Origin of the sequence: Pseudonocardia sp. (assembly GCF_025465255.1) — a bacterium.
GTDB lineage: Bacteria > Actinomycetota > Actinomycetes > Mycobacteriales > Pseudonocardiaceae > Pseudonocardia.
Window position 1 is genome coordinate 1 of sequence record NZ_JAODNI010000194.1, and the last position, 11,863, is coordinate 11,863.

At 67.9% G+C, this 11,863-nt stretch carries 9 protein-coding genes; 7 read left to right on the forward strand and 2 right to left on the reverse strand.

Annotated features, from left to right (window positions below):
* Positions 1 to 155 precede the first annotated feature (155 nt).
* Both JWP64_RS23325 and JWP64_RS23330 read left to right on the forward strand, forming a co-directional pair.
* On the forward strand, positions 156 to 647 hold the full coding sequence (locus JWP64_RS23325; protein WP_297500943.1) for a flavin reductase family protein: 492 nt from the start codon (positions 156 to 158) through the stop codon (positions 645 to 647).
* A 150-nt stretch (positions 648 to 797) separates the two neighbouring features.
* Positions 798 to 2,030 carry a cytochrome P450 gene (locus JWP64_RS23330; RefSeq protein WP_297500922.1) on the forward strand — a complete coding sequence of 411 codons (1,233 nt, stop codon included), beginning with the start codon at positions 798 to 800 and terminating at the stop codon, positions 2,028 to 2,030.
* Between the two features lie 33 nt (positions 2,031 to 2,063).
* On the opposite strand, the gene JWP64_RS23335 is transcribed toward JWP64_RS23330, so the two are convergent.
* A complete protein-coding gene (locus JWP64_RS23335; protein ID WP_297500946.1) occupies positions 2,064 to 2,828 on the reverse strand; it encodes a transposase family protein in 765 nt (254 codons plus the stop codon).
* A 650-nt stretch (positions 2,829 to 3,478) separates the two neighbouring features.
* Between JWP64_RS23335 and asnB the strand changes: the two genes are divergently transcribed.
* From asnB to JWP64_RS23350, 3 genes are all read left to right on the forward strand, one after another.
* A complete protein-coding gene (asnB, locus tag JWP64_RS23340) occupies positions 3,479 to 5,335 on the forward strand; it encodes an asparagine synthase (glutamine-hydrolyzing) (protein WP_297500925.1) in 1,857 nt (618 codons plus the stop codon).
* 674 nt (positions 5,336 to 6,009) lie between these two features.
* Positions 6,010 to 7,149 (forward strand): divalent metal cation transporter, encoded by a 1,140-nt coding sequence (locus JWP64_RS23345; protein WP_297500929.1) that lies wholly within the window; start codon positions 6,010 to 6,012, stop codon positions 7,147 to 7,149.
* Positions 7,150 to 7,506: 357 nt separating this feature from the next.
* On the forward strand, positions 7,507 to 8,613 hold the full coding sequence (locus JWP64_RS23350; protein WP_297500933.1) for a hypothetical protein: 1,107 nt from the start codon (positions 7,507 to 7,509) through the stop codon (positions 8,611 to 8,613).
* A gap of 536 nt (positions 8,614 to 9,149) precedes the next feature.
* Here JWP64_RS23350 and JWP64_RS23355 read toward each other — a convergent pair.
* On the reverse strand, positions 9,150 to 9,587 hold the full coding sequence (locus JWP64_RS23355; protein ID WP_297500936.1) for a nitroreductase family deazaflavin-dependent oxidoreductase: 438 nt from the start codon (positions 9,585 to 9,587) through the stop codon (positions 9,150 to 9,152).
* A 137-nt stretch (positions 9,588 to 9,724) separates the two neighbouring features.
* Between JWP64_RS23355 and JWP64_RS23360 the strand changes: the two genes are divergently transcribed.
* Both JWP64_RS23360 and JWP64_RS23365 read left to right on the forward strand, forming a co-directional pair.
* A complete protein-coding gene (locus JWP64_RS23360) occupies positions 9,725 to 9,940 on the forward strand; it encodes a hypothetical protein (RefSeq protein WP_297500939.1) in 216 nt (71 codons plus the stop codon).
* Between the two features lie 609 nt (positions 9,941 to 10,549).
* Positions 10,550 to 11,704: a DUF932 domain-containing protein gene (locus tag JWP64_RS23365; RefSeq protein WP_297500940.1), complete on the forward strand. Its 1,155-nt coding sequence runs from the start codon at positions 10,550 to 10,552 to the stop codon at positions 11,702 to 11,704.
* Positions 11,705 to 11,863: the final 159 nt, after the last annotated feature.

Genomic DNA, 11,863 nt, shown 5'->3' on the forward strand with positions numbered 1-11,863 from the left:
TCTTCGAAGGCGCACGAGCGCTGTTCGACTGGGGCCCGCCCCCACCCCCATCGTTACAAATCCCCCAAGACGTCGCCGCCACCATGACCGGCGCACACCAACCCGAGTCGGCGTGACACAACATGACAGTATTCGAACGACAGTTCCGTGATCTGATGGCGGGCGTCTGCTCCCCCGTCACGATCGTGACCACGTACCGAGATAGCCAGCCGCACGGAACGACAGTCAGCGCCTTTGCCTCCCTGTCCCTGGATCCACCAATGGTGAGCATCGCACTGGACAAGCGCTCGAGCCTCCTAGCGAGTGTGCTCGCGACGCGCAGATTCGGGGTCAACGTCCTCAGCCAGGACCAAGACAACTTGGCGATGCTCTTCGCTCGCCGTAGCGCTGATCGGTTTTCCGCTGCGGAATGGCACCTCGATCAAGGCCTCCCGCGGCTGCCGGGGGCGGCCGGCTGGATGGTATGCGAGTTGGCGCAGGAAGTCCGTGGCGGCGATCACCTGCTGCTGCTCGGCGTAGTCACGCAAGCCACTCCAGTCGAGGTTGCCCCGCTCGTCTACGGCCACCGTATGTTCGGCACCCATTCCGCTTTCGCCGAACGGCTTCCCCGCGCCGGGGACCAGCACGCGGCAACTCCCGCTCGCTGAGGGGGACCGGGACTCCATGAGTGCACGGCGGCGCATTGACCGCAGGCTCAGCGGACGCACAGCGCGGCGCGCTCGGGCAGTTGGGTCAAATCCGCGGCATCTCACATTCCCAGGCCCGTTAAGTTTGCAGGACCCACCCAAGGAGGTTTCATGACTAGCCAGACAGTCGACTTCAGCCCGTTCGCACCTGATGTCATCGAAGATCCCTATCCCTTCTATGAAGTCTTGCGTCGAGAATCGCCAGTACACAACGTCGGAGGCGCAGGCCTGTGGGTCCTGAGCCGATATGACGACAACGTGTTCGCCCTGCGTAACCCCGAAGTGTTTAGCTCCACCATCATCTCGGACACGTTTTCGGGCGAGTATAACCCGATCCCGGATCATGACGGTGTCATGATGCTGAGCTCCGATCCGCCCGAACACACGCGGCTGCGCCGGCTGATGGCCTCCGCCTTCACCCCGAAGTCCATTGCTGCACTGCGTAGCTCAATCGCTGAGTATGTAGACGAAGCTATTGAACGGGTCAGCCCGCTGAGCGAGTTCGACTTCGTGCAGGAGATCGCTCAGCCGCTTCCCGTGAAGACCTTCTTCACGTTGATGGGAGTGCCTGAATCGCTACATGCGCAGTGTAAGGCATTCACGGACGTGGAGTCAGAGATTGCCTCGACGATTGCGTCTGGTGAACCGCTCGATTCCGAGTGGGTAGCTCGAATGAAGAAATCGCAACAGGACTACGGCACCTTTCTCTGCGATCTCATCGATCAACGTCGCGCCGAGCCCGGGGACGACCTCGTCTCCGCACTAGTGGCGGCCTCGGACGCAGGCGACAAGCTGACCGAGATTGAAGTGCGCAAGATGCTGCAGTTGCTCAACGCGGCCGGAACGGAGAGTACACAAAAGTTCATTTCGAACATGCTGCTCACGTTCCTGCGGCATCCGGAGCAGTACCAGATGCTACGGACGAATCGCGAACTCATTCCGAACGCAGTACAAGAGGCCCTCCGCTATGATGGCTCAGGGCTCCACATGCCCCGTCTGGTCCTGCACGATGTCGAGTTGTCAGGCGTCACCCTGCCGAAGGGGGCAGTCTGCCTGTTGTCCTTCGGCTCGGCTAACCACGACGAGTCTAAGTTCTCCGATCGTCCCGAGCACTTCGACATCACTCGAGACACCACCGGGAGCCTCGGGCATTTAGCCTTCGGCCACGGTATTCACCGCTGCCTGGGCGCAAACCTCGCAACGCTTGAAGCCACGGTTGTGCTAGAAAAGCTCCTCGAGCACTACTCCGGCTTCTCCTGGAACCCGGACGCAGCCGTGCGTGACACGAAGAACTTCTTCATCCGCGGCCTGCGAAATCTTCCAATCTCACCGGTAGTCGCCTAACCCGGCTGTTGCACTGAGCCTTTGCCAACCTGATCATGCGCTGGCGATCATGAGGGTTTGAACTGCGGCGACGAGTTCGGCGGCGCGGCTCGGGCAGGAACGGATCTTGCGCAGGATGCGCCAGTTCTTCAGTTCGGCGTTGACCCGCTCACCTGGGCCGCGCCGGCGGGCGTGGGCGGCGTTGACCTCCTTCTGCACCCGGGAAAGCCGCCGCCGCTGCGGAACCGCCACCGTCGGGCCGGCGCCTTGGTAGGCGGTGTCGGCGACCGCGGGGATGTCGGCGCCGGTGATCGCGTCGATGATGCCGTGCTCGCGGGCGGCGCCTATGTCGTGTCGGGCGCCGGGCAGGGGCGGCGAGATCCGCACCAGCCGGCCGATCGGGTCGGCGATGACCTGCACATCCAGGCCGTGGGCCTTGTGTTTGCCGGAGTAGAACCCCCGGTCCCGGCCCGAGGCCATGGCGACCCGGTCGATCCGCAGCAGGGTGCCGTCGCCGATCACGAACGCGTTCCGGCGGGCGACCTCGATCGTTTGGGCCAGGGTGGGTGCCATCGCGGCGAGCAGCGCGAGCGCCTCGCGCAGGTATCGGTAGACCGTCGAGGTGCCGATCTTGAACCCGCGGGCCAGGTCGGCGTAGGTCTCGCCCTTGCGTAGGTAGGCCACCACGAGCAGGGCTTGGCGGCCGGCGGAGAGTTTGCGCCAGCGGGTCGCTCGCTGGTTGCGGTGCGCGCGCAGGGCGTCGGTGAGCAGGTTCAGCGCGCGGCTGGACACGGTCATCCCGGACGGGTAGGACAGCACGTGAAGCTCCTGGTTGGCCGGTTTGATCTCAGCAATCGCCCGTCTACCAGGAGCTTCACCTGTTCGTGGGCACGCCACGCCGAACACCCGCTGACCAGCCCGTCCGTCAGGTTGGCAAAGGCTCAGTGTCGATAGTTGCCCCGTAACACCAGCACGCCACGCAGGACGACAGATCCACGGGTTGGCGCGGTGCAGGAACGCCCTCGTCGGTTGACAGATTACCGGCGGGGGCACGCCGGCGGCCTCTCGCGACCGCGGACGTGCGGCGGGCGCTGCGCCGTTCCTCCCGGATCGTATCGGGGGACGACCGAGAAGACCTCGAGGTCGGGCGGTGCTTCTTCGGCCCGGAACGTGCGACGGCGCGCACCGAGTACCGGTCTCTGTCGATCTTGGCCAGGGCCGGTCCGGAGACCAGTCTCGGTGGACTCGCGTCTGAGGCCTGTTCGGTCCCGTAATGATCGTCACCGATGATCTCTCGAGTCGAGGCGCTCCCTCCATCAGCCGAAACGCCCCCTCCGCCGCCGTGGGCCTCGATCGGTCCTCTCGATTGGTTGCGATAGCTAACGAGATGGTCGTACGGTCGAGATGTCACAGGCAGGTGACCGCTAGTTGCCGGTGTGTAACCGGGCGACACGGGGGAGGCAAACGCTATGTGTGGCATCGCAGGACAGTGCGACTTCCGGGGCGACCTCGAGCGCGAGCGGACTCGCGTGCAGCCGATGGTCGACACCATGGCCTGCCGGGGCCCGGACGACCAGGGGCTGTGGACGAGCCGGCACGCCGCGCTCGGCCACCGCCGGCTGGCGATCATTGACGTGCCCGGCGGACGGCAGCCGATGACCGTTGAGGAGAACGGCGAGACGCTGGCGACGATCGTCTACAGCGGCGAGGTCTACAACTTCACCGAACTGCGCGCCGAGCTGCAGGGGCGCGGCCACACGTTCCGGACCGACAGTGACACCGAGGTGGTGCTGCACGGCTACCTCGAGTGGGGCGAGGACGTCGTCGATCGCCTCAACGGCATGTTCGCGTTCGCGCTGTGGGATGCCCGGCGCGAGGAGCTGTTCCTGGTCCGGGACCGCATGGGCGTCAAGCCGCTGTACTACTACCCGACCCCCGACGGCGTGCTGTTCGGCTCCGAGCCCAAGGCGATCCTGGCCCATCCGTCGGCGCCAGCCACGCTCGACACCGACGGCCTGCGCGAACTGCTCGCCCACGTGAAGACCCCTGGCCACGGGATCTACAAGGGCATGCACGAGGTCCGCCCGGGTTCGCTGGTCCGGGTGAACCGCGATGGCCTCACCATCCGGCGTTACTGGAAGCTGGAGGCCATCGAGCACACCGACGACCGGGACACCACGGTGGCTCACGTCCGTGAGCTGCTCGACGACATCGTCTCCCGCCAGCTGATCTCCGATGTGCCGCTGTGCTCGCTGCTCTCCGGGGGCCTGGACTCCAGCGCCGTGACCGCGCTGGCCGCGCAGAAGCTCGCCGCCGCCGGCGCCGGGCCGGTGCGCTCGTTCTCGGTCGGGTTCGTCGGCTACGAGGAGAACTTCAGCGCCGACCCGATGCGTGATACCCCGGACGGCCCGTACGTCCGTGAGCTCGCCGAACACGTCGGCGCGAACCACAGCGACATCACCCTGTCCAACGACGACCTGATGGACCCCGACGCCCGGGCCGCGGTGCTCCGGGCCCGGGACCTGCCGGTGAGCATCGGGGACATGGATACCTCCCTGTATCTGCTGTTCAAGGCGATCCGGGGTCGTTCTACGGTGGCCCTGTCGGGCGAGTCGGCCGATGAGGTCTTCGGCGGGTACCGCTGGTTCCACGACCCGCAGGCGGTCAATGCCGACACCTTCCCGTGGATGGCGGTGCCGGGTCGCAGCCCGCTCGACGAGAGCGGCAGCCTGTTCGAGCCGGGCCTGCTGCAGAAGCTGGACCTGCCCGGGTACCGAGACGCCTCCTACCGCGACGCGCTCGCGGAGGTGCCGCACGTCGGCGGTGTCTCGGCGCAGGAGCGCCGGATGCGGGAGGTCTGCTACCTGCACCTCACCCGGTTCGTGCAGATCCTGCTCGACCGCAAGGACCGGATGAGCATGGCCAGCGGGCTCGAGGTCCGGGTGCCGTTCTGCGACCACCGTCTGGTGCAGTACGTGTTCAACACCCCGTGGGCGCTCAAGACGTTCGACGGCCGGGAGAAGAGCCTGCTGCGGGCCGCGACCCGCGATGTGCTCCCGAAGTCGATCGTCGAGCGGGTCAAGAGCCCGTACCCGTCCACCCAGGACCCCGGTTACGAGCGGATGCTGCGCGACCAGCTCGCCAAGCTGCTGGTGGCCGAGGACTCGCCGGTCCTGCCGCTCATCAACCGGGAGACCGCACGGGCGCTGACCGAGCAGGAGGTCGGCTCCCGGAGCCTCGAGTCGGCTCGCGCGAAGATCGAGAACGTGCTGCAGCTCGACGCCTGGCTGCGCCGCTACCAGCCGACCCTCGACATCGCCGCCTGAGCGAGCCGGGTGGTGCTCCGGGACCCCGCCGAGGATCCCGGAGCACCGCCGAGGCCCGATACGGCTACAGCTATGGAACCGGCGATCGCGCCAGCCGGTCCGGTCCCGGCATGAGCCGGCCCGTGCGGGTTGTCGCTGGGATGTCACGTTGCTGCGCTCAGTTCTCGCTCAGCGAGAGCGCTTGACCGGGGCAGATGTGCACGGCTTGCCGCACGTGTTCCAGGGACGGAGACCCGGGTCGCGCAGGTCGACTCGTCACGAGTGACTGATCTGTTACGTCCGTGCAGGACAAGCGGTCAAAGCTCGCGAAACCCGTACATGGCTCTGCGGGCTTTTCGTCTGCGTCCTGGTGAGCGCCTGGGCGACCTCGGCGATGTCGTCCTGAGGCACCACCGGCGGTGGCCGCCGGCGACCAGGCCACGTGACGTCCCCCGGTGAGGAACTCCTCGTTTGACGCCGGCGAACGCGGGTACCAGGGGCCTCGTTACTGTCGTCGGTCCAGGAGACAGAGGCGTAGCGAGATGCAGAAAGGGAAGGAGCAGCAGGGCACCGGGCCGGAACGGAGAGGAAACGCCGTCGCGCATGGCCCGCGTCGTGCCGTCGCCACCCTGAGGACCCTGGGCCCTGGGCTGGTAGCCGGGGCCGCAGACATCGATCCGACGACCGTGGCCACGATGGCGGTCGTCGGTGCCACCACGATCTACGCGTTGTCGTGGCTGGCCTGGCTGCTGTTCCCCATACTGGCCATCGTGCTGGTCATCGCCACGCGCGTCGGAGCCATTACCGGACGTAATCTGCAGGAGGCCGTCAAGGACCGGTACGGGCCTGTTCCACAATGGGTCCTGCTTGGATCGATCGTGGGCGTCAACGTCCTCACCCTCGCCGCAGACATCCACGCCGGCGCAGCAGCACTGGGTTTGCTGTTCCATCGGGAGAGCAACTGGTTCCTGGTCCTCTTCGGCGGTGCGGCGCTGGCGTTGGTGTTGTGGGGTACCTACGACGAGGTCGAACGAGTGCTGAAGTACGTGCTGTTGGTCCTGCTCGCCTATCCGATCGCGGCGGTACTCGCCCATCCCTACTGGAGCCGGGTGCTCCGGGACACCTTCATCCCCCATTTCTCGATGAACAGGGAGTACGTCACTGGTGCGGTGGCGATGCTGGGCACCGCCATTACCGGGTACGTGTACGTGTGGCAGACGGTGCAGATCGCCGAGGAACAGCCCAGCGAAGGGCTGCGGAAGACCCGGCAGCTCGACGCCATCGTCGGCACGTTCTTCTCCGTGGCGATCATCTGGTTCATCCTGATAGCCACCGGTGCCACGCTCGGCGTGCAGCACCGACCGGTCGACACCGCCGAGGACGCGGCTCAGGCGCTGGCACCCGTCGCGGGCTCGTATGCAAGTTCCGTGTTCGGGGTGGGGCTGCTGGGATCCGCGCTGATCGCCGTGCCGGTGCTGATGATCACGACAGGCTACGTGGTGGGCGGGCAGCTGGACGTGCGTAGGGGGCTGTCGGAGCCGATCAGGAACGCACCCGCGTTCTACGGTGTGATCACGGCATCGACCGTGCTGGCGGTCCTGCTCAGCGCAATCGGGATCTCGCCGATCCGGCTGCTGTTCCTGGCCAGCATCGTCGCCGGGGTCGCCACGCCCATCGGTCTGACTGCACTGATGCTCGTGACGAGCGACCGGAGACTGATGGGTGACCGAGCTGTGAGCGGCCCGCTGCGGGTCGCCGGCTGGGGCATCACCGCAATCGTCACGTTCCTCAGCCTCCTCTACCTGGCCCAGCAGATCACCGCCGGTGGCAGCTGACCCAGCGCGACCAGCAGGTAGCCGCGAGATGGGGACAACCCACCGCGGGCTGCCGCTGACCGTCCGGTTCATCCAGGCGACTCGCTGCGCCTGGCTGTCACAATGCTGATTATCGGATATCCGATAGCGTCAGACGGTAGTGCCTCGGCCGGGTGCTTGGGCCCAGGCTTCCGCCTGCCAGCCGACGATCGCTCGCCGGGCCGGCCCGAATGAATCCGGCGCCGTTGCTCCGTTCCTCGGGGTCCAGGATAGAGACTTGCTCATCGGCCGAGGTTGGCCTCGTCGCCGGGCGAGTCGGCCCCCGGCGTGCACCGCACCGGGTGATGAGGCCGACCGACCGGACCCGAGGGGGCGGCAATGGCACTGGAGAAGACGCTTGGCAGGCCGATCCGCTGGGAAGTTGAGGACCGCCAGGAGCGGACCGTGGTCGTCGGGCTACTGGCCGATCCCGGGCTTCCTACCGAGATCGCGGAGCAGCTCGCCGAGGAGCTGCCGAACACGCTGGCCGACCAGCCGCGGGACGGGATGCGCTACACGTTCACCGTGGTCTCAGAGACGCTGCGGCGCCGCGGGGACGCCCGCGGGGAGCGGCTGATCGACCTGACCGCCGAGCGCCGCAGGCGGGAAGGCTGGGACTTCGCGATCGTCCTGACCGACCTGCCGGTGCACAAGGACGGCCGGCCCCTCGTGGCCGAACTGAGCCGGGACGAGGCAGTGGCGGTGCTCGGCGTTCCCGCGTTGAAGGTGCTACGCCCGGCGGAACAGGCCCGCGACATCGTCGCCGGGCTGATCCTCGAATGGGCGGCCGGAGATACCGCCGACGAGCCCCTGCAGCGACTCGAGGATCGGGTGCCGAGCCTGCATCGGGTCGAGCCCGACGACGATGACATCGACCTGCGGCTGACCAGTTCGGCCGGACAGCTGCAGATGCTGGCGGGGATGGTGCGGGTGAACCGGCCGTGGCGGCTGGTGCTCGGGTTGCGTGGTGCGCTGGCCGCGGCCCTGGCCACCGCGGCCTTCGGACTGGTGTCCAGCCCGGTCTGGCAGGTCAGCGGGGCCATGAGCACGATCCGGCTGTGGATCGCCACGGCGGTCTCCCTCGCCGCGATCATGAGCTGGCTGTTGTTGAACCACGGACTGTGGCAGCACCCGAGGCGCCCCGACCCGCGGGAGCGCCGTCGGATCCGTCTCTACAACGCAGCGACGCTGCTGACTCTCGCGATCGGCCTTCTGGTGTCATACGTGGTGCTGCTCGCCGGAAATTTCCTGACCGGCTGGTTCGTGGTGGTCCCGCAGGTGTTCTCCAGCGCGATCGGACGGCCGGTGAGCTTCGCCGACTACTTCCGGCTCGCCTGGCTGGTCTCCTCGCTGGCCACCATCGGCGGGGCCCTCGGATCCGGCCTGGAGTCGACCGACACGGTGCGCAGTGCGACCTGGGGTACCCGATACCGGAAGAACTCCTGAGCCGCCCCCCGGAATGCGGGTGGCTCCAGCGGAGCGAAGACATTTGCGGCCATCTTTGTCATAGCAATCCGAGTCTCAGCTAGCGCGCATGGTCTCCAGTGCACGGAGCCAGATGCCGTTCTTCGTCTGGACCAGGCCCAGCTGGCGAGGGTCGGCACAGACGCCGCTAAGCCGGTGAGCATCGAAGAGGTCAGCGTCATCGAATACCTCACCGCAGCCGGCGAAACCAACCCGGGCGCAACAGTGTGCCCGATCGGCACCGACCCACTCGCGCCCGCAGCAGGTCCCTCGCACGAACTCCACGGTTGCGAGGGTACGTGCCTGCCACGACCGAGTTACCAGCTAGAAGGGCGAGTCGTCGTCAACGGGCTCGTCGTATGACGGGAAGCCATACTCCACTGCCCAGTCCTCCGCGTCCTCGCGTGCAGCTTGCTGCAGTGGCCCCGCAGACCTGAGTTCCAGCCCGAGCTTCGGTCCCGGAACTCGACGCCCCGAGGTTTCCACACGCCGCTGGGCGGCGCGGTGCCCGCCTCGTCTCAGGCGGTGGGCTCGAGGACGAAGACCGGGATTTGCCGGTCGGTCTTGCGCTGGTAGTCGGCGTAGTCGGGGTAGGCGGCGACGGCGCGCTCCCACCAGGTGGCCTTTTCCCCACCGGTGACCTCGCGGGCCACGTAGTCGCGACGCTCCGGGCCGTCCTGCAGCTCGACGTGCGGGTCGGCCGCGACGTTGTTGTACCAGGTCGGGTTCCTCGGAGCCCCGCCCAGCGACGCGACGACCGCGTAGGAACCGTCGTGCTCGACGCGCATGAGCGGAGACTTACGAAGCTTGCCCGACTTCGCCCCCACCGTCGTCAAGATGATCACGGGCCTCCCACCCATCGTGGTGCCCTTCGTGCCGCCGGAGCTCTCGTACTCCTCGACCTGGTCGCGGACCCACTGCGCGGGACTCGGTTCGTACTCACCGTTCAAAGGCATGTGTCCATGAAACACCCGCGCGCAGCCCCGCACCCACGAAGGGGGCCCGCTGCGGCGGGCCCCCTTGTCCTCGTAGCCCTGGCCACGTCGGCGCGTGTCCGCGGCGGAACTGTCGGACACGGCCTTACCGTCGCCGGGTGCCTGAGGAAACCACCGAGAAGGAGCAGCCGCGCCTGCAGCGGATGCTCGACGCGAAGATCAGCGAGGACAGGGCCCTCCACTACCTGCGCAACGAGTGGGTCCGGTCCGACGGACAGGTGATCAACGAGCCCGACACCGTGGTCGAGAAGTTCGTCATCGCCCCTCCCCCGGTCACCGAGAACGTGAACGACCACCCTGGCGAACCCGCCTGAGAGCAGATCTCCTCGACGGACTCGACCGTCCCGCAGTTCGCGCTTACGCGGATGCCCGCACACGAACGCGCCCGGCCGACCGTAAGGTCGAACCGGGCGCGTTGCAGCGGATCAGCTGGCGGTCAGCCGGTGAAGAGGCCGATCACCTCGCCGAACGGGACCCGTTAGGCGAGCCCGACGCCGGTCACCAGCCACAGAACGATCACGATCCTGCGGTAGACCTCCCGCCCCGGGGCCATCAGGCCGCGCAGGCGGCCGTGGAGGGCACACCGGCAAGGGCCGTTGACCCACCTGGATCCGCCGCACGGGTTGTTCCGCGGCGAGCGGACCGGGCGCGCCTCCGCCTGGGTGAGGGCGTGGTGACTCTGCACCCCGGCCGCGGCTTCCCGGTCGATGCCCCGCCTGCCCGGCCCGACAGGGGTGAGATCACCGCTGCGGTCGCGGAGCTCGGGTGCGGTTCGGCGGAGTGATCTCACGCCGGTCGGGCGAGCGCGGGCCCGCGCCGGCGCCCGGGGCGCGGGCGAGTCACGCCTCACCACAGCGGTGGGGCCACCCCGGAACCGATCCCCTCGCGGTCCCGGGGCGCCTCGACTCCCTACAGGAGCGCTCATGTCCCAGCCCACGATCCCGCAGCTCACCGCCCGCCACGCCACCCTCGCCGACCTGGTGGAGGTGCTGCGCGGGCAGCACGCCGCGAAGCTCGACGTCGTCACCGCCGCGGCCAACCTGCACGCCGCCGATGGGCGGGTGCTCGTGGCCGGCGCCGCCCACGAGCTCACCCTGGACGGGGTCACCCGCACCGACGCCCGGCTGCTGCCCACCACCGCCGCGGACAACCAGATCGCGAAGAAGCTCGACATCCCGCCGCCGTACCTGCGCCGGGTGAGGGAAAACCACCTGGGCCTCTACGACGCCAACGTCAACGGCTGGCTCGCCCACGACCCGCAGCGCCGGTTCCTCGTCCCCGGCCTGGCCGCCGGGGAGGGGGAGAGCGGGGTGATGCGGGCGCTGCTGTCGGATCAGTTCCGCATCGTGGACAACCTCGACGTGTTGATGTCCGCGCTCGACGGCATCCGGCAGGCCGGCGCGCAGGTCGACATCACCTCCGCGGATCTGACCGAGACCCGGATGTATGTCAAGGTCCGCTCCTCCGAGATCGCCGAGTACGCCCCGGACCTGCTGGCCAACTACACCAGCCCGTTCTCCGGGGCCCGGGGCGCGGACAACCCGCTGGTCTGGGCCGGGTTCGTCATCTCCAACTCCGAGACCGGCAACGGCAGCTTCAAGATCTCCCCGCAGCTCACCGTGGAGATCTGCAACAACGGGATGACGCTGACCGAGCACGTGCTCAAGGAGGTCCACCTGGGCGGGCGCCTGCCCGAGGGGCAGATCCGCTGGTCCGAGGACACCGCGCGGGTCGCGCTGGATTTGGTCATCAAGCAGGCCCGCGACGCGGTCGCGACGTTCCTGGACCGCGAGTTCGTGAAGGCCCGGATCGCCGAGATCACCGCCGCCGCCGGGGTCGAGGTCACCACGCCGACCGAGACCCTGGAGCACGTGGCCAAGGCGCTGCGGTTCACCGGCGAGCAGCAGGACACGATCTTCAACCACTTCATCTCCGGTGGGGACCGCACCGCCGGCGGGGTCCTGCACGCGGTCACCTCCGCCGCACAGCTGATCACCAACGCCGACGCGGCCTACGAGATGGAAGCCCAGGGCCTGCGGGCGATGAGCCTCGCCGCGGCCCACGCCAACCGCGGCTGACCCCCAGAAGGGGCGGCGCCACCACGGCGCCACCCCTCCCCGCGCGGCCTGCCAGCTCTCCGCTTCGGTCCAGGAGGACACCATGACCAGCTCTGCGCACACCGACCAGCCCACCAACTCCACGACCACCGGCGCCGCGTACGTGGCGGCGCTCCTCGA